The organism is Longimicrobium terrae (genome assembly GCF_014202995.1).
GTDB classification, from domain to species: domain Bacteria; phylum Gemmatimonadota; class Gemmatimonadetes; order Longimicrobiales; family Longimicrobiaceae; genus Longimicrobium; species Longimicrobium terrae.
The window spans coordinates 100,376-117,995 of record NZ_JACHIA010000015.1 but is presented as its reverse complement, the minus strand read 5'-3'; the positions used below and the strand labels follow the sequence as shown (position 1 = coordinate 117,995).

Genomic DNA, 17,620 nt, shown 5'->3' with positions numbered 1-17,620 from the left:
GCAGAAGCGCGGAGAGGGGAGACCTCACACCAGATCCATGGCCTCGTCGCCGGACCGGTTCAGCCGGTGCGCGAAAGGAGGCGTTCGGGCACGGCGGGGCCGTCCACCAGCTGCCGCATGAGGGTGGCGATGCGGTCGGCGCTGGTGTCGGGGCGGTACTCGCGCTCGGCGCGCACGGCGTCCCGGCGGCGGCCGCTGTCGCGGCACTCGGCCAGCGCGCGGGCCAGTTCGCGCGGCAGCGACGCGGGATCGCGCAGGTCGCACACCCATCCCGCGCGCCCGCCAAGCTCCGCGCCGCCCGCCTGCCGCGAGATCAGCACCGGCGTCCCCATCGACATCGACTCGTTGAGAATGTTGGCCCACGGATCGTGGCGGCTGGCGAGCACGGTGAGGTCCGCGTCGCGGTACACCTTCCACAACTCGTCGCGGTCGGTGTGGCCCAGGAACTCGTAGCGGATCCCCGCCTCCGTCAGTTCCGGCAGCATCGCGGCCATGGGTCCCTCGCCCGCGATGCGCACCAGCAGCCGGCGGCGCACCTCCGGCTCCAGATCCGCCGCGGCACGGATGAGCAGATCCACGCCCTTGCGGTGCTCCAGCTTGCCCACGTAGAGCATGACCAGGTCGTCGCGGCCGTGGTGCGCCTCCAGCCGCGGCGGCACGGGCGCGGGCGGCAGCACCTGCGTGCCCGACGTGCCGGGCCCGCGGGCGCCGCGCCGCTCCGCCCAGCGGCGGCTGAGTTCGGAATAGTAGACGTATCCCGTGGCCTCGCGGATCGCCTTGCGGTAGTAGCGCTCGAACAGGCGGTCCAGCGCGCGCGGCACGTCGGTGGTGAACGCGGGATCGGGCTCCACGGCGCCGATCCACAGCACCACCGGCACCCCCGCCCGGCGTCCCCAGCGGCAGATGCGCAGCACGTCCACCGCGTTGGAGCGGGTCAGCACGGCGATCACCGCCTGCGGCCGCGCGCGCCGCAGGTCGCGGATGAGGCCGGGGCAGAAGATGAGCGGCCGGTTGAAACCGTACACGGACCATCCATCCAGAAAGCGGTGGTCGTAGCCCGCGGGCACCCGAGTGGACCACTTGCGGTCACGGGTGGTGCGGACGGAGAACCACACGTCCAGCGCCATCCGCCGGGCGAGTTCCTGAAACAGCGCGTGGCGGTACGGTGCGACCACGTTGTGGTACAGCACCACACGGCCGCTCCAGTCCGGGGCCGGGCGCAGCGCGCGGCGGACGGGGCGAGGGGCGGAAACAGACGACATCGGCACGGGGCGATGAAAGGCAGCAGTCCGCGGACGAGCGGGACCGCGCGGATGGATTCGCGAACGGCGTCGCTCGTCGGTGCCGCGGCGATCCGTGCTCCTCCACTGGCGCGGAAGGAACGACGGGCCGGAGATCGCGGCCTGAGCCCAACTCCAAGGCACGCGCCGCGCCCCGCGATCCCACACCAGAAATTGGCTTGGATGCTAGGTAAACGCCTGTTCAAGCCCATGACCCAGCGCCCACGCTGTGCCATTCCGTCACACCTGTGTCAGCCTGCCCCAGCAGCTTGCAGCTGATACATCTTGCAACTCATCTTTCTTCTGCGGATCCGCATCGGCGCACTTCGGATGATTTCGTCAGCTTTCCTTCCATTTGGCTGGATTCAGGGTCGCGCGGACGGATCGCGCGCCGGAGTCGGGATCGTTACCTGCGCCTTGTTGCCGCGTCCTGTGACACGGTGGCACATTCGACTCAGTGGATGGCGGGTGATACCGTTTCGTCAGGCCTCGTGCGTGCATGGTCCCGGGCCGCTGAAGGGAACTGCCGTTTCACACGGAGGTCACGGAGGATGCACGGAGGGCACGGAGGAACTGAGTACGACAATCTCACGCAGAGCAGCAGAGAAGCAGAGAACAGCAGAAAAAATGGTCGTCTTTGCTCTTCCTCTGCTGCTCTGCTGCTCTGCGTGATCAGATCGGTTGCTCTTCCTCCGTGCCCTCCGTGCATCCTCCGTGTACTCCGTGCGAAACGGCAGTTCAGCAGAGCCCGGCGCCCGCACGACAGCAGGGCGCGGGTTGCGTCACGGGGTGCGGCGCAGGTAGATCAGGACCATGCGACTTGCACATCGACTGGTTCTGGCCAGCAGCGCCGCCGTCGCGCTGGTGATGACCATCTACGGTTTCACCATCATCCGGCAGCGTGAACGGATCATTGGCAACGCGCTCGTGCGCGAAACCGAAACGCTCGCGCACGCCATGCAGATCGTGGCCAACAGCGCCATCCGCAACGGCCAGCGCGCCCCGCTGGACCGCGTGCTGGGCCGCATTCTGGGCGACCCGGAAACCGCCATCAGCGCCGTGCTCGACACGACGGGCGCGGTGATGGCCGGCGGGCCGCGCGCGCGGATGGCGTGCCTGGACACCATCATCGCCCGCCCCGGCCCTGTCCCGGAACGCCACGGCTGGAGCAACTGCGGAGGGCGCGTGCGGCTCATCGTGCTGCCGCTGCAGGAGCCGGCGGAGGCGCTGGTGGTGGCGCGGCGCACGACGGTGATGGACCGCGACATCGCCGAATCACGGCGGAGCATTCTGCTCACCAGCGTGGCGCTGGCCGTGGTGGGCTCGCTGGCCATCCTCATCATCGTGCGGCTGTGGCTCACCCGGCCGCTTTTGGAGATCCTGGAGGGCGTGCACCGCTTCGGCGGCCCCGACGAGCCGCAGCCCATGCGCGTTCCCCGCGCCGCGCACGAGCTGCAGAAGCTGGCGCGCGCCTTCAACGGCATGGTGGAGCGGCTGGATGCCAAGCAGCACGTGCTGGCGCGCGAAACGGAAGAACGGATCGCGCTGGAGCGGCGGCTGCGGCACGCCGAACTGTTCGCCGCGCTCGGCCGGCTCACCGGCGGCGTGGCGCACGAGCTGGGCTCGCCGCTGGGGGTGATCAGCGTGCGCGCGGACGCCATCCAGTCGCTGCCCGGCGCGGACCCGGAAGCCCGCCGCCACGCGGAAGCGATCGGGCGCGAGGTGGAGCGCATCAGCGCGCTGGTGCGCGACCTGGTGCACGTGGCGCGGCGGCACGGCGCCGGCCGCGACCCGCTGGACATGCGCGCCATCGTTTCGGAAACCGCCGGCCTGCTGGAAGGCGACGCCGAACGTGCGGACATCCGCCTCTCCGTCGACGCGCCGGACCATCCCGTTCCGGTCACGGGCGATGCACGGCTGCTGCGGCATGCGCTGTACTGCATCGTCCTGAACGCGGTGCAGGCGCTGCGCACGCACCCCGGCCCGCGGCAGATCCGCATCGAACTGCGCGCGGAAAATGGTGGAATCACGGTGGCGGTAGAGGATTCGGGGCCGGGGATCGCGCCGGAAGACCGCGCCCGCGTGTTCGAGCCGTTCTTCACCACGCGCGACGTGGGCGAAGGAAGCGGGCTGGGGCTGGCGATCAGCGCCGGGATCGCGGAGGAGCACGGGGGCGAGGTGGCCATCGGCACGGCCGCGCTGGGCGGGGTGCGCGCGGTACTGCGGCTGCCGCTGGCCGCGCGGAGATCTGTTACGGACGGGACGGAATGACTGACGAGCGGGGAGCGACGGTTCTGGTGGTGGATGACGATGCGCCCATGCGGCACACCGTCGTCGAGGTGCTGCTGGCCCATGGGTACCGGGCGGTACCCTGCGCCGGCGCGCGCGAGGCGATGGAGCAGATGCAGACGGAGGGCGCGGATCTGGTCGTCACCGATCTGCGCATGCCGGGGATGAAGGGCGATGCGCTTCTGCGGGAGATCCGCGAGGCGTTCCCCGAGGTGCCGGTGATCGCCGTCACCGCGTTCGGCTCGGTGGAAGATGCCATGGCGCTCACCCGGGCCGGCGCGTTCGACTACCTGGAAAAGCCGTTTCGCACGCAGCCGCTGCTGGATTCCATCGAGCGCGGCCTGCGGGAAAGCGCGCCGCGCCGGGAGCAGGCGCGGCTGCAGCGCTCCGGCGGCGATCACCTGGACGAGCTGGTGGGCTCCACGCCGCCCATGCAGTCGCTCTTTTCCCGCATTGCGCGGGTGGCCCTTTCCCCCGCGCCGGTGCTGATCACGGGCGAGAGCGGAACGGGCAAGGAACTGGTGGCGCGGGCGGTTCACAAGGCCAGCCACCGCCGCCCCCTGCTGACCGTAAACTGCGGCGCCATCCCCGACCAGCTGCTGGAATCAGAGCTTTTCGGACACGCGCGGGGCGCGTTCACCGGCGCGGCCACGGACAAGCGCGGGCTGTTTCAGGCGGCGGACGGGGGCACGCTCTTTCTGGACGAGATCGGGGAGATGCCGCTCTCGCTGCAGCCCAAGCTGCTGCGCGTAATCGAGTCCGGCGAGGTGCGGCGCGTGGGCGACGTGAATGCGCGGCAGTACAACGTGCGCATCATTGCCGCCACCAACCGCGACCTTGCGGCGGAGGTGGAAGAAGGGCGTTTTCGCGAGGATCTGTACTGGCGGCTGCGCGTGCTGCACCTGGAGCTGCCGCCCCTGCGCGAGCGCGCCGGCGACATTCCGCTCATCGTCGACCGCTTTCTGCGCGATTCCGCCGCGCGCAGCGGGATGCGCAAGACGCTGACGCCCGCGGCTGTGCACCTGCTGGCGGAATTTCACTGGCCCGGCAACGTGCGGCAGCTGCGCAACACGCTGGAATCGGCGTTGGTCTTCGCCCCCGGCGACGAGGTGGGCGCGGAGGATTTTCCGGACGAGATCCGCCGCGCGCTGGGCAACCGCGAGGTCGTTCGCTCCGCCGCGGAACGGGGTTTGTCGCTCGCGGAGTTGGAGCGCGACTACATCTTTGAGACGCTGCGGCGCCTGGGCGGCAACAAGAGCCGCGCCGCCGAACAGCTGGGCATCCCCCGGCGCACGCTCTATCGCCGACTGGACGAATACGCCGCAGAAGGCGGCAAGGGCCCGTCCGGCGCCTCGTCTGGAGGCTGAGAGCTCCCGCCTACCCGACTACGCCCGACACGTCGCTTCCAGCCATCCCCCGAACACGCGCACCTCTTCCAAAGAGGCGCGCGTGTTCTCGTTTCGGCAGATCTTGATGGCTCGCGAGACCACGATCTGAACCGATTGCTTCCGTCCGTCGAATCATCCTCTCACGATCCACGGAATCCGCCGGTCCGCACCCAAACCAACCCGCCCAGTCCGCGCAGGCGGACTTCGCGCCGTTGTTGCCGCGACTTGAGTCGCCCCAGCCTCCCTCCCGCCTCCGACCTCCACCTTGCCCCGCGACACCGCCACGCCGTATCATCGGATGATGATACGTGATACGAGTGCGCCGCCCGCGGTGCTGGTCATCGGCGGGGGGCAGGCGGGGCTGGCGATGGGCTACCACCTCCGCCAAGCCGCCCTGCCCTTCCGCATTCTAGATTCCGCGAGCCGCACGGGCGCGAGTTGGCGCGAGCGGTGGGATGGACTGCGCCTGTTCACCCCGGCGCGATACAGCAGCCTTCCCGGCTTCCCCTTTCCCGCCGCGCCCGAGCACTATCCCGGCAAGGACGAGGTCGCCGCGTACCTGGAAGCGTACGCCGCGCACTTCGCGCTTCCCGTCATCCCGCACGACCCGGTGGTCAGCCTGGCGCGCGCGGATGGCGGCTACCGTGCGACCACGCGCGCTGGCCGCGTGCACGAGGCGCCGCAGGTGGTGGTCGCCACCGGGCCTTTCCAGACGCCGTGGATCCCGCCCTGCGCGGCCGGGCTGTCGCCGGACATCCAGCAGATGCACAGCGCGGAGTACCGGCGGCCCGAGGACGTGGCGGGCGACGACGTGCTCGTGGTGGGCGGCGGCAACTCCGGCGTGCAGATCGCGGAGGAGCTGGCCGCCACGCGCCGCGTCACTCTTTCCGTCGGCGCGCGCATGCCGCGGCTGCCGGAGCGGATGCTGGGGCGCAGCATCTTCTGGTGGCTGGAACGGATGGGGATGCTGGACGTGCCGGTGGATTCCGCGCTCGGCCGCCGCATGAGCCGCACGGAAACGCTGATCGGCACCAGCCCGCGCACCCTCGCCCGCGACGGCGTTCTGCGTGTGATCGGACGCGTGCAAGAGGCGCGCGGCGGCGAGATCCGTACGGCGGACGGCGTCGTCATCCACCCGGATGCCGTCATCTGGGCGACGGGCTACCGCCCCGATCACGGATGGATCGATCCAGACCTTTTCCGCCCCGCCGGGCACGTCGGCCAGCACCGCGGCGTGACCACCGCGCCGGGGCTGTACTTTCTGGGCCTGCCCTGGATGCACACGCGTGGCTCCGCCCTTATCGGCTGGGTGGGGCGCGACGCGGAGTATCTGCTGCGCCACATCGTCCAGCGCGCCACGGGGCGCGCGGCCACCGATCAACCTCCTCTTCCGGAACGCTCATGACCGTCGCCGCACCACCCCTTTCCGCCAAGGCCAAGCTCTTTCGCGGGCTGGCGGATCCGTCGCGGCTGTCGCTGCTGGAGGCGCTGCGGGACGGCGCGCGAAACGTGGCTGACCTCGTCTCCGCGACGGGGCTGTCGCAGCCGGGCGTCTCCAACCACCTGGCCTGCCTGCTGGAATGCGGCCTCGTGCAGCGCCAGCCGCGTGGCCGCTTTGTCTACTATGCGCTTTCCGACGAGCGCGTGGAGGTGTTGCTGCAGAGCGCGGAACTGCTTCTGGAAGGCTCCGCCGCCGGGGTTTCCACCTGCTCCCGATGCGCGTCGCGCGAACTCGACAACTCACTCATCCCGACATCCGCATCGTGATCCGTCCCGTGATCCGCCCGCTCATCTGCGCCGCCGTCCTGCTGCTCTGCACCGCCTTTCCCGCCACGCTCGTGGCGCAGGACAGCGTGCGCGTGACCGTCGTCGTCCGTGCGGAGGGCGAGCCCGTGGCGGATGCGACGGTTCGCGCGGATTCCGTCATCGTCCGCACCACCGATGCGAGCGGGACCGCGGTGCTGGGCCTCGCGCCGGGACGCTGGACGATCCGAGTGGGGAAGATGCCCTTCATGCTGGGAATCGTTACGCTGACCGCCGCGCGCGACACGACGGTGACGGTCGACCTGCAAGGCGAAACATTGGAACTGGAGGAGATCATCGTGACCTCCACCCGCACCGGGCGGCGGCTGGAAGACGAGCCGACGCGCGTGGAAGTGCTTTCGCGCGAGGAGGTTGAGGAAAAGATGATGATGACGCCCGGCGATGTCTCCATGATGCTGAACGAGACGTCCGGGCTGCGCGTGCAGACCACCAGCCCGTCGCTGGGCGGCGCCAACGTGCGCGTGCAGGGGCTGCGCGGCCGCTACACGCAGATCCTCTCGGACGGACTGCCGCTGTACGGCGGCCAGTCCGGCGCGCTGGGGCTGCTGCAGATTCCGCCGATGGACCTGGGCCAAGTGGAGGTGATCAAGGGCGCCGCGTCCGCGCTGTACGGATCATCCGCGCTGGGCGGTGTCGTAAACCTCATTTCCCGCCGCCCGGGCGACGAGGCCGGGCGCGAGCTCCTGCTGAACCAGACCACGCGCAACGGCACGGACGTCGTGGGATTCGCCTCCGCGCCGCTCTCCGAACAGTGGGGCTACACGCTGCTGGCCAGTGCGCACCGGCAATCAGAAGCCGACGTCGATGGTGATCGATGGACGGACATGCCCGGCTACGAACGCGCCGTGGTGCGGCCGCGCCTGTTCTGGGACGACGGCGAGGGACGCTCCCTTTTTCTGACAGCGGGCGCGACGGCGGAGAACCGCGAGGGTGGCGGCCGCGTGCCCGGTGGCGACTTCGCCGAAACGCTGCGGACGCGCCGCGGCGACGTGGGCGCGCTGGGCCGTTTTCTTTTCAGCGGAGACCGCCTGCTGACGGTACGCGCATCCGGCATGGCGCAGCGGCACGCGCACGGCTTCGGTGACGTGACGGAAGATGACCTGCACTCCACCGGCTTCGCGGAAGCCGCGTGGTCCGGCACGGCGCGCCAGCACACGTGGGTGGCCGGCGCGGCGCTGCAGACGGAGAGCTACCGCGCGGACGACGTGGCGGGCTTCGATTACACCTACACCACGCCGTCCCTCTTCGGACAGGAGGAGTACGCGCCGGCGGAGTGGATCACCTTCTCGCTCGCCGGCCGGGCGGACTGGCACAGCGAGTACGGCGCGTTCTTCAACCCTCGCCTTTCGCTTCTCCTTCGCCCCGCGGGATGGACGGTGCGGGGCTCCGTGGGCACCGGCTACTTTGCGCCTACGCCGTTCACGGAAGAAACGGAGGCGATCGGGCTGACGCGCGTCCTTCCCCTTTCCGACGCGCTCGAGCCGGAGCGCGCGCGGACGGCGTCGCTGGACGTGGGCCGCACCGTGGGCGCGCTGGAGATGAACGCTACTCTCTTCGGGTCGCGGACGGAGCACGCTCTGCAACTGGTGCAGAGCGACGCTGAGGCAGGAATGCTGGCGCTGGTGAACGCGGACGGCCCGACGCGCACGTGGGGCACGGAGCTGCTGGCGCGGTGGCACCGGGAGCCGTTTCACGTCACGGCCACGCACACGTGGCTGCGCTCGCGCGAACACGATCCAGAGGGCGCGGGCCGGCGCGAAGTGTCGCTCACGCCGCGGCACGCGCTCGGCCTTGTCGGGATGTGGGAGGCGGAAGAGACGGGACGGCTGGGCGGGGAGTTCTACTACACGGGCCGTCAGACGCTGGAAGACAATCCGTTTCGCGACGCCAGCCGCCCGTACCTGATCGTGGGCCTGCTGGCGGAGCGGCGGATCGGGCCGGCGCGGGCGTTCATCAACCTCGAGAACCTGCTGGATGTGCGGCAGACGCGCTGGGACCCGCTCGTGCTCCCCGCCCGCTCCCGCGAGGGCCGCTGGACCACGGACGCGTGGGGCCCGCTGGAGGGCCGCGTCATCAACGCCGGCGTGCGGCTGGATCTGTAGACCGGCTCGTTCAGCCGGTTTGAGCACTGGCGGCGGTGACTGAACGAGAAAATCCGCGCGCGGCCCAGGCACGGGTCCGGCGGTTGAAACCGCGCCTCGGAAGACACGAAGTCCGCCTCCGCGGACTGTGACTTCGGGTTCAATCCGTCGCGAACCGTTGCGGAGCAAGTCGATTCGCCGCAACACGATGAAAACCTCACGTTGCTGCCGTGAGCCTTCAACCGCCTGGAACCACGCCACCTGAGCCACAGCGTGCCGTCGCGCTGAGGTCTCCCCCTCTCCCGCTTGCGGGAGAGGGGGCCGGGGGGTGAGGGCTGCCTGCCGCCGCGCCACATCATCCGGAGCGCGCTGAGTTTTTGTTCTCCCCTTCTCCGTGCGTCTGTGGTGATGAGCAACGACACGCCCCCCCGCCCCGTCCCGCTTCCGCGATCCTACAGATCGTACCCCTGCGCGCGCATCTGCTCGCGCACGCCTTTGGCCTCCTCATCCCCCGCGTCCAGCGCCTTGCGGATGGTCTTGCGCTGCTCGGGCTCCAGTTCCGGAGGCAGCGTGGGCACGTCCGCATCGACCACGGCGTCGATCACGAACGGGCCGTTTGCCGCCAGCGCCTGCTCCCACGCCGCGTCTACCTGGTCCGGATGGTCGATGCGCACACCCTGCAGTCCCATCGCCTCCGCGATCCGCGCGTACGGCAGGTCCGACAGGTCCTGCGTGGCGGGAAAGCGCGGAAAGCCCTCCATGGCCCGCTGCTCCCACGTCACGAAGTTCAGGTCGCGGTTGTTCAGCACCAGGATGATGAGCCGCGGGTCGCTCCACCGGTCGCGGTAGCGCGCGGCAGTGATCAGCGCGTTGATGCCGATCATCTGCATCGCACCGTCTCCAACCAGGGCGATCACGGGGCGGTCCGGATGCGCGAACTTGGCGGCAATCGCGTAGGGCACGGCGCATCCCATGGTCGCCAGCGTGCCGGAAACGGAGGCCATCATCCCCTCGCGAATGCGGATGTTTCGCGCCATCCATACGGCCGCCGTCCCCGAATCCGCCGTGATGATCGCGCCGTCCGGCAGCCGGTCGGAAAGCGAGCGGACGACGGCCTGCGGGTTGAGCGGATTGGCCGGCGCGTCGGCACGCTCGTCCAGCGTCTGCTCCCAATCCGCCTTCCATCCCTCCACCGTTTTACGCCACGCACGGTCCTCCTTGCGCTCCAGCAGCGGCGCAAGGGCGGCCAGCGTCAGCGCGGCGTCGCCCACGAGCGCGGCTTCCATCGGGTAGCGCATCCCCAGCATGGACGCGTCCGTGTCGATCTGAACGCCGCGCGCCTGCCCCTCTTCCGGCAGGAATTCCGTATACGGAAAGCCGGAGCCCACCATCAGCAGCGTGTCGCATTCGCGCATCATGCGATTGCTGGCGCTGGTGCCCAGCCAGCCGACGGAGCCGGTGACCCAGGGCAGGTCATCCGGCAGAACCGCCTTGCCCAGCAACGCCTTGGCCACGCCCGCGCCCAGCCGCTCGGCCACGTCGCGCACCTGCTCCCCCGCCGCCAGCGCGCCCGCGCCCACGAGGATGGCGACCTTCTGTCCCGCGTTCAGCACGTCGGCGGCGCGGCGCAGATCGTCGTCCGTGGGCACCACGCGCGGCGCGGAATACCCGACGGAAGAGTGATGATGGCCGTGCTCGTGCGGCGGACTTTCCACCGCGGGCTCGTCCTGCACGTCGTGGGGGATGATGACGCAGGTGACGGTGCGCCGCGCGTGCGCCACCCGGAACGCGCGGTCGATGACGTGCCGCACCTGCTCGGGGCTGCTCACCATCTGCACGTACGCGCTCGCCACGTCCTTGAAGAGGGTGACGAGGTCCACCTCCTGCTGCGTGCCGCCGCCCAGCCCCGTGGTGGGCTGCTGGCCCACGATGGCCACCACGGGTTGATGGTCGAGCTTGGCGTCGTACAACCCGTTGAGCAGGTGGATGGCGCCCGGCCCGCTGGTGGCCATGCAGACCGCGACCTCGCCGCTGAACCGCGCGTAGCCGCTGGCCATGAGCGCAGCCAGTTCCTCGTGCGGAGGCTGGATGAACTCGATGGATTCGTCCGCGCGCTGCAGGGCGCCCAGGATGCCGTTGATGCCGTCGCCGGAATAGCCGAACATTCGCCGCACGCCCCACGCGCGCAGCCGCTCGATCAGAAAATCCGAAACTTTCTTTTCGCCCATTGTCCCGTCCTCGCGGTTCACGTCACTCCCGGCGCAGGGCGGCGGCGGCGGCAAGAAGCAATCCGCATCCACCGCGGGTTGCGGGCGGTTCACGACTTGCTGAAACGGCCGGCAGCGAACGCACTGCCGGGTGACCGGGTACAAGGGTCGTACTCCGGCGGGAAAACACACAGAGGATTGAGGTTACGATGGCGGACAAGCTGCGGCTGAGCGACGACGAGTGGAGAAAGCGGCTTACGGCGGAGGAGTTTCAGGTGCTGCGGCAGCACGGTACCGAGCGGCCGTGGGACGGGTGCTTTCTGGGGACCAAGGACCCCGGAACGTACGTGTGCGCGGCGTGTGGAAATCCGCTTTTCAAGTCGGGGGAAAAGTTCGAGTCGGGCACGGGATGGCCGTCGTTCACCAGCCCCGTTTCCGCCGACGCGGTGACGGAATACGAGGATCGCTCGTTCGGCACCATCCGCACGGAAGTGCGCTGCGCGCGCTGCGACGGGCACCTGGGCCACGTGTTTCCCGACGGCCCGCCGCCCACCGGGCTGCGGTACTGCATCAACTCGGTGAGCATGAAGCACGTGCCGGAAGGTTCGCCCATCACGCTGGTTACGGCGTAGCGGCACGGATTACTGACGTCCCGTTTACAAACCGCTCGAGTTCCTGAAAAAAGGATCGGGTGAACTGGCGGTGTGAGGCATCTCCAATCTTGTCTCGCCCGAGGCTGTCCTGAGCGAATGAATCCGCCGCTCGAACAGCGGGAAGCCCCGACACGACGCCCACAGGCGTCGTTCGGGGCTTCAACTACATGGGGGAGAAACGAACGCGCGTACCCTCCATTTGTCATCCTGAGCGAGCGGCGACGCCGCACGCTCAGCCGCACTGTTGATTGCAGCGAGTCGAAGGTGATCTTGCCACATCGCCGGCCACGAGCACCACGGCTCGAGTCTGATCCGTTGCCACCTCCGGTCCGCACCCATCGGCTATCCGTCCCGTGTTCCAGGCAACACCGGCGAGCGCAGGCAATGATCACCCGTGGCCCCCCGCTTGCGAAGCCCCGGCGCGACCGAAACATTCGACAAACCTGCATCGGTGAGCGTGGGATGTTCCTGAACGATGATTCATTTTCACGCCGCAAGTTCGTGCTCGCCAGCGCCGGCGGGCTGATCGGCGCGGCGGTGGGCGCGGGAGCCGGCGAGGCGGGCGCGCAGACGACGTCATCCGCCAGCGCTCCCGTGGCGGCATCCGGACCGGCGCAGGAGCCGCGCGCCATCGGCCGTCCCATGCCGGAGCTGGAAAACCCGCTCCCCATGGCGCCGGACCAGCGCATCGGCTGGGCGATCGTGGGGCTCGGCGACTTCGCCATCAACCAGATCCTCCCCACCATCGGCGACACGCGCATGTGCAAGCTGACCGCGGTGGTCAGCGGCAACGCCGAAAAGGCGCGCACCATCGCGCAGGCGTACGGCGTGCCCTCGCGCAGCGTGTACTCGTACGACGACTTCGACCGCATCCGCGACAATCCGGACGTGCAGGTCGTGTACATCATCCTCCCCAACGCGCTGCACCGGGACTGGACGATCCGCGCCGCGCGCGCCGGAAAGCACGTCTTCTGCGAAAAGCCCATGGCGGTGAGCGTGGATGACTGCAAGGCGATGATCGACGCCTGCCGCACCGCGCGCCGCAAGCTGATGGTGGCCTACCGCGCGCAGTTCGAGCCGCACATCATGCTCGCGAAGCAGATGATCGGCGAAGGGAAAATCGGCACCGTCCGTTCGCTCGCCGGCGAGCACGGGCGCATGCTGGAGCTGGACAAGCCACGCGACCAGTGGCGTGCGCGGCAGGAACTGGCCGGCGGCGGAAGTCTGTACGACATCGGCATCTACAACCTGAACACCGCGCGCTTCCTGGCGGGCGAGGAGCCGGTGGAGGTCACCGCCACGCTGCGCAATTCCGACGATCCCCGCGTCACCGTGGAGACCAATGTCGACTGGACGATGCGCTTCGCCAGCGGCATCCGCAGCACCTTCAACTCGTCGTACGGATACCAGAACAACAAGCGCCTCCAGGTGATGGGCACCGAGGGCACCATCGAGCTGGATCCCGCGACGGAGTATTACGGCAACCGGCTTCTGCTCAAGAAGGAGCAGGCGGTGGAGCAGCGCGAAATCCGCCCGACCAACCAGTTCGCGGCAGAGATGGACCACTTCGCCGAATCCATCCTGCAGGACAGACAGCCCAAGACCCCGGGCGAAGAGGGGATGCGCGACGTGCAGATCATGCAGGCGATCTACCAGGCCGCGCGCACCGGCCGCCCCGTCGAGATCCCGCCCAGGGGCTGACCGGCGGCGGGAAAAGGGCGGGCTTGGGCGATGGGCTCCGAGGGGGCACCGCCCTTGCCTGCCCCGTCCGGCCTCTCGCGGAAGCCGGAACGCACACGGTCGCGGCTGGGCGATCCGCGGACGCTGGACCTCAACGGAGACGACGGAATGGCGGAGCGGATGGGGATGGGCGAGGCGGCGGCCAAGGGCGCCGTTGCGGGGCTGGTGGCCGGGATGGCGATCAACCTGGTGTGGCAGGCGGGCGAGCGCTTTGTGCTGGCGCCCGGGGAGCGGGTGGGCTCGCCGACGTCGCGTATGGTGAAGCAGAAGGCGGAGGCGTCCGGGCGGACGGTCTCGGAGGCGCAGGTGCGGACCGCCGCGGGCGCCATCTACGGCGGGACGATGGCGACGTACGGCGTGCTGTATGGCGTGGTGCAGACCCGCCTGAATCCGCCACCGCTCGCGACAGGCATGCTGCTGACGGGGATCATGTATGCGCTCAACTTTCCCCGCTTCGGCGCGCTGCCCAGGAACGACATCATGCCGCCACCGTCCGAGCAGCGGCCCGCGGCGGCGGCGGTGCCCATCGTGGCGCAGCTGGCGTTCGGTGCGGCGCTGCCGGCGGTGTTCGCCGCGCTGTCCGGAGGCGGGGCGGACGCGGCGGATTACGAGTACGATCCGGCCTGACGCGGTACGGTGGATGGGGGGCGGCGGCTCGGGCCGACTGCTGAAGTTCGCTGCGGCAGAGCTTTGCTCGTCGGCGGGCTGTGGAGGCCCCTCCCGTGCAAACAGACGCACGGAGAGGGGAGAACGGCAGCGACTTCACGCTACGGATGGTGTTGCGCGGCCGGAGAGGCCCCCTCTCCCCGGCCCTCTCCCCCGCTCCGCGGGAGAAAGGGAGACCTCAGCGCGGCGGCGGCTGCGGCTCAGGTCGCGCGCTTGGCGTTGGTGGAAGCCTCACAGCAGCACGCTGAGGCTTTGCCTCGTTGTGTGGCAACTTGGATTGCCCACGCAGTCGGATGATCCCGATGCGCGGCGAACTCGATCGATCGTCTCCAGCGGGAATCACTCCCCAGCCGTCACCCGGCGTGCAAGATCTGCGAGCGTGACTTCGCCCAGGCGGGCCAGAAGCACCTCCCGCGCGGCACGCAGCGCATCCTCCACCGCCCCGTTGACAGCGCCTTCCACCGGGCAGTCGGGATGGTCCGTGGACGGGCCCATCGCAAAGATTCCAGGTTCTCCAAGAGCGCGGTGCACGTCCAGCAGCGTAATTTCATCCAGCGCTCGCGCCAGCATCCACCCGCCCCCGTGCCCCCGCTCGGAACGCACATACCCGTGATCCCGCAGCCCCGCCATGGTGCGCCGCACGACGACGGGATTGGTGTTCAGCATGAGCGCGATGACCTCCGAGGTTTCGCTTCCCCCGCGTAACCCCATGTGGATCAATACGTGGCTCATCCGGGCAAGCCGGCTGTCGGGTCTCACGGCACTCCGTTGCGCTTCGAGGCAGGGCGGGACCAGCTCCCGCAACATCAGAGGTTACATAGGATGATTGACGTTCCCAATCAAGTAACTTATGATGTTGCGAAACCGATTTCCTCAACCGGAAGCGCGCGATGAGCAGCCTTAAGCACCTCACCGTCCAGGCGAACGGGATCCGGATGCACGTGGCCGAGCAGGGCGACGGGCCCGTGGTTCTTCTCTGCCACGGCTTTCCCGAAACGTGGTACGCGTGGCGTCATCAACTGCCGGCGCTGGCGGGAAACGGGTTCCGAGCGGTGGCGCCCGACCTGCGCGGCTACGGCGCCACGGAACGCCCCGCGGACGCCGGACAGTATTCGCTGTTCCACCTGGTGGGCGACATGGTGGGGCTTCTGGATGCGCTCGGCGCGGAGACGGCCGTGATTGTGGGCAACGATTGGGGCGCGACCCTGGCGTGGCAGGCGGCGCTGCTGCGGCCGGATCGGTTTCGCGCCGTAGTGGCGTCATCCGTACCGATGATGACGCGGTCGCCGCTCCCGCCCGGCAAGCTGTTTCCCGCCACGGACGATGCGCTCTTCTACACCCTCTACTTTCAGGAGCCGGGCGTTGCCGAGCGCGAGTTCGAGCGGGACGTGCGGCTGACGCTGCGCAAGCTCATCTTTGGCGCCTCGGGTGATGCCGGTGCACGGGTGGATGGAGACGGAACGCCCAACCCGTTCAGGATGGTGACCCGGCGCGACGGGCTGCTGGCCCCGCTCCCCGCGCCCGAATCGCTCCCCGCGTGGATCACCGAAGCTGACCTGGACGTGTACGCGGAAGCCTTTGCCGCCAGCGGGTTTGGCGGCGCGCTGAACTGGTATCGCAACCTGGACCGCAACTGGGAGCTTCAGGCCGCGCTCGACGGGCTGACGGTGCGCGTGCCCGCCCTGTACGTCGTCGGCGAGCGTGACGTTGGGCTCAGCATTCCGGGGATGCGCCAGATCATGGACGGCATGCCGGCGCTGGTGCCGCACCTCCGCGACACCGTTGTGATCCCCGAGGCTGGGCACTGGATTCAGCAGGAAAAGCCGGAGGAGTACAACGCCGCGCTCCTGGCGTTTCTCCGAACCCTGTAGCCCGCGTTCCAAGGCGCCGCGCGGGTCCGTCCCGTGGCGGGATGGGATTGACCGCGCGTGCGATCGGGACGGTGCGGATCGGGATTTTCGGCTCAATGCCCCGGGATCGCGCCTGCCCAGCGACGGCTCGACACAGCGGCACGCCAATCGCCTAGAGGCGGCTCCCGGTACTTGGCGGTTTCGGCGCCGTCGTGTGGGCGGCGCCGTTCGCATCATCAACAGGAGCACGCAATGGCAGACGCATCGCAGATCCGCGAGCACGCGGAAGTCGTGGGTTCGGACGGCCAGCACGTCGGCACGGTGGACCACGTGGACGGCAACTCCATCAAGCTTGCCAAGCGCGACGCGAGCGCGGGCGGAGAGCACCACTGGATCCCGCTTTCCTGGGTGGAATCGGCGGCGGAAACCGTGCGGCTGAACCGCACCGGCGCGCAGGCCCAGGAGGAGTGGAGCGACTCCGCCTCCTGACGCAAAACGATTCCGCCCGCGTCTCTCTGGGGAGCGCGGGCGGAGCGGCGGAGATCATCCAAGCCGGGGCGGCACCGATCATCCGGGGCTGCCCCGCTTGCGTGGGGCGGCGGACGGATTGCGGGGAGATCACGGTGGTCATCAATGGAAGTCACGTCCCGGGCGCGCCCCGTGGATCAGGAGCAGCCGTCCCCGGCCTGATTGTACGTCTGGTACATTCCGGGGCTCACCGGAATGTAAAGGTGGCCCGGCATGTCGGCGAAGCCGGTTTCCGCATAGATCCTGATGGCGCCGTGCCATCCGACTCCCTCCAGCAGATCCGGTTCGATGGAAGAGCGCGGCAGTCCATATTTGAGGTACCGCCGCCCCTCGAACGAGATGAGCTCATTGTTCAGGAACCAGCCCTCCGTTCCCGCGTAGGCGGGCGAGGCCGGCAGGCGAACCCGCCGCGTGCGGGTCACATCTTCGATTTCGGTGCCCAGCACGCGTAGCCCGCCGAACGTTTCGTGTCCCAGGGCCGCGATCACCCATCGGCCCCGCTCCCTGCGCCATTCCACGAACGCGGACGAGACGAACGAATCACCCAGCTCCATGAATTCCGGACGGCCCGCTGGCGCAAACCGGGAGGGTCCGGTGGCGCGCCACGGCGTGGAATCATCGGCCCACAGGCGCAGCGAGCCGATGGTCACGGCCTCCGGACTGAAGCGGAACGCCTTCCAGAGCGGACCGCAGAGCGCCATGGCCGCGGCCGCCTCCGATCCGCGGAACCGCTGGACGCCAACGTCATCTCCCGACGGCCGGTGGATCACGTGCACCAGCGTCCAGTCGCCCTCCGTGGGAAAGTACGAGACGATGCTGTCATCGTTGAAGCCGCGGACCGTGGTGAGGAACGCGTTCAACTGCCTGCGCGCGGAGGCCGTGCTCCGTGCCTCGCGGCGCGGCTGGGCGCCCAGCGCGGGCGGGCATGCGGAGAGCGCGATCAGGAGCAGGGCGAGGCGGGCGACTGTCTGCACGGGATGGAGACGGGAAACGAGGGGGGGCGATGCGAGCGGCGGAACGGAGGTGCACCGTGCCCCCAGGCCTGCCAGCGAGGGGGATCGCGGATGAGCGGCGGACGGAGGGCGTGCCGGCGGATTGCGCGAGGGGAAATCCG

Annotated in this window: 14 protein-coding genes; 10 read left to right on the top strand and 4 right to left on the bottom strand. The window is 69.3% G+C overall.

Annotated features, from left to right (window positions below):
• Positions 1–59 precede the first annotated feature (59 nt).
• A complete protein-coding gene (locus HNQ61_RS20255) occupies positions 60–1,262 on the bottom strand; it encodes a glycosyltransferase (protein WP_170038241.1) in 1,203 nt (400 codons plus the stop codon).
• Positions 1,263–2,093: 831 nt separating this feature from the next.
• On the opposite strand from HNQ61_RS20255, the gene HNQ61_RS20250 reads away from it, so the two are divergent.
• The 5 genes from HNQ61_RS20250 to HNQ61_RS20230 all read left to right on the top strand — a co-directional run bounded on the left by HNQ61_RS20250 (position 2,094) and on the right by HNQ61_RS20230 (position 8,883).
• On the top strand, positions 2,094–3,551 hold the full coding sequence (locus HNQ61_RS20250; RefSeq protein ID WP_170038243.1) for a sensor histidine kinase: 1,458 nt from the start codon (positions 2,094–2,096) through the stop codon (positions 3,549–3,551).
• Entirely contained in the window at positions 3,548–4,936 is a 1,389-nt protein-coding gene (locus tag HNQ61_RS20245; RefSeq protein WP_170038245.1) for a sigma-54-dependent transcriptional regulator, read from the top strand. Before HNQ61_RS20250 ends, HNQ61_RS20245 begins: the two co-directional genes overlap by 4 nt.
• Positions 4,937–5,258: 322 nt before the next feature.
• Positions 5,259–6,362, top strand: a complete 1,104-nt coding sequence (locus tag HNQ61_RS20240) for a flavin-containing monooxygenase (RefSeq protein ID WP_170038247.1) — start codon at positions 5,259–5,261, stop codon at positions 6,360–6,362.
• On the top strand, positions 6,359–6,724 hold the full coding sequence (locus HNQ61_RS20235; protein WP_170038249.1) for an ArsR/SmtB family transcription factor: 366 nt from the start codon (positions 6,359–6,361) through the stop codon (positions 6,722–6,724). Before HNQ61_RS20240 ends, HNQ61_RS20235 begins: the two co-directional genes overlap by 4 nt.
• On the top strand, positions 6,721–8,883 hold the full coding sequence (locus HNQ61_RS20230; protein ID WP_170038251.1) for a TonB-dependent receptor domain-containing protein: 2,163 nt from the start codon (positions 6,721–6,723) through the stop codon (positions 8,881–8,883). The genes HNQ61_RS20235 and HNQ61_RS20230 overlap by 4 nt, the downstream gene beginning before the upstream one ends.
• A 431-nt stretch (positions 8,884–9,314) precedes the next feature.
• Here the strand turns inward: HNQ61_RS20230 and HNQ61_RS20225 are convergent, their stop codons facing one another.
• Positions 9,315–11,090: a thiamine pyrophosphate-requiring protein gene (locus tag HNQ61_RS20225; RefSeq protein WP_170038253.1), complete on the bottom strand. Its 1,776-nt coding sequence runs from the start codon at positions 11,088–11,090 to the stop codon at positions 9,315–9,317.
• A gap of 188 nt (positions 11,091–11,278) precedes the next feature.
• Between HNQ61_RS20225 and msrB the strand changes: the two genes are divergently transcribed.
• The 3 genes from msrB (at position 11,279) to HNQ61_RS20210 (ending at position 14,089) form a co-directional block, all read left to right on the top strand.
• A complete protein-coding gene (gene msrB / locus HNQ61_RS20220) occupies positions 11,279–11,701 on the top strand; it encodes a peptide-methionine (R)-S-oxide reductase MsrB (RefSeq protein WP_170038255.1) in 423 nt (140 codons plus the stop codon).
• A gap of 483 nt (positions 11,702–12,184) precedes the next feature.
• Positions 12,185–13,423 carry a Gfo/Idh/MocA family protein gene (locus tag HNQ61_RS20215; RefSeq protein ID WP_170038257.1) on the top strand — a complete coding sequence of 413 codons (1,239 nt, stop codon included), beginning with the start codon at positions 12,185–12,187 and terminating at the stop codon, positions 13,421–13,423.
• A gap of 147 nt (positions 13,424–13,570) precedes the next feature.
• Positions 13,571–14,089, top strand: a complete 519-nt coding sequence (locus HNQ61_RS20210) for a hypothetical protein (RefSeq protein WP_170038259.1) — start codon at positions 13,571–13,573, stop codon at positions 14,087–14,089.
• Between the two features lie 378 nt (positions 14,090–14,467).
• Here the strand turns inward: HNQ61_RS20210 and HNQ61_RS20205 are convergent, their stop codons facing one another.
• Positions 14,468–14,887 (bottom strand): Rrf2 family transcriptional regulator, encoded by a 420-nt coding sequence (locus HNQ61_RS20205; RefSeq protein ID WP_170038261.1) that lies wholly within the window; start codon positions 14,885–14,887, stop codon positions 14,468–14,470.
• 131 nt (positions 14,888–15,018) lie between these two features.
• On the opposite strand from HNQ61_RS20205, the gene HNQ61_RS20200 reads away from it, so the two are divergent.
• A complete protein-coding gene (locus tag HNQ61_RS20200; protein WP_170038263.1) occupies positions 15,019–15,999 on the top strand; it encodes an alpha/beta fold hydrolase in 981 nt (326 codons plus the stop codon).
• A 231-nt stretch (positions 16,000–16,230) separates the two neighbouring features.
• Positions 16,231–16,467: a DUF2171 domain-containing protein gene (locus tag HNQ61_RS20195; RefSeq protein ID WP_170038265.1), complete on the top strand. Its 237-nt coding sequence runs from the start codon at positions 16,231–16,233 to the stop codon at positions 16,465–16,467.
• 176 nt (positions 16,468–16,643) lie between these two features.
• Here HNQ61_RS20195 and HNQ61_RS20190 read toward each other — a convergent pair whose 3' ends face one another.
• Complete coding sequence (locus tag HNQ61_RS20190) at positions 16,644–17,480, bottom strand: hypothetical protein (RefSeq protein ID WP_170038267.1); 837 nt, start codon at positions 17,478–17,480, stop codon at positions 16,644–16,646.
• Between the last annotated feature and the right edge of the window lie 140 nt (positions 17,481–17,620).

What these genes read in the sequence shown, in the direction of transcription:
- HNQ61_RS20255 (WP_170038241.1), bottom strand. Translation starts at nt 1,262, where the DNA reads ATGTCGTCTGTTTCCGCCCCTCGCCCCGTCCGCCGCGCGCTGCGCCCG.
- HNQ61_RS20250 (WP_170038243.1), top strand. Translation starts at nt 2,094, where the DNA reads ATGCGACTTGCACATCGACTGGTTCTGGCCAGCAGCGCCGCCGTCGCG.
- HNQ61_RS20245 (WP_170038245.1), top strand. Translation starts at nt 3,548, where the DNA reads ATGACTGACGAGCGGGGAGCGACGGTTCTGGTGGTGGATGACGATGCG.
- HNQ61_RS20240 (WP_170038247.1), top strand. Translation starts at nt 5,259, where the DNA reads ATGATACGTGATACGAGTGCGCCGCCCGCGGTGCTGGTCATCGGCGGG.
- HNQ61_RS20235 (WP_170038249.1), top strand. Translation starts at nt 6,359, where the DNA reads ATGACCGTCGCCGCACCACCCCTTTCCGCCAAGGCCAAGCTCTTTCGC.
- HNQ61_RS20225 (WP_170038253.1), bottom strand. Translation starts at nt 11,090, where the DNA reads ATGGGCGAAAAGAAAGTTTCGGATTTTCTGATCGAGCGGCTGCGCGCG.
- msrB (WP_170038255.1), top strand. Translation starts at nt 11,279, where the DNA reads ATGGCGGACAAGCTGCGGCTGAGCGACGACGAGTGGAGAAAGCGGCTT.
- HNQ61_RS20215 (WP_170038257.1), top strand. Translation starts at nt 12,185, where the DNA reads ATGTTCCTGAACGATGATTCATTTTCACGCCGCAAGTTCGTGCTCGCC.
- HNQ61_RS20210 (WP_170038259.1), top strand. Translation starts at nt 13,571, where the DNA reads ATGGCGGAGCGGATGGGGATGGGCGAGGCGGCGGCCAAGGGCGCCGTT.
- HNQ61_RS20200 (WP_170038263.1), top strand. Translation starts at nt 15,019, where the DNA reads ATGAGCAGCCTTAAGCACCTCACCGTCCAGGCGAACGGGATCCGGATG.
- HNQ61_RS20195 (WP_170038265.1), top strand. Translation starts at nt 16,231, where the DNA reads ATGGCAGACGCATCGCAGATCCGCGAGCACGCGGAAGTCGTGGGTTCG.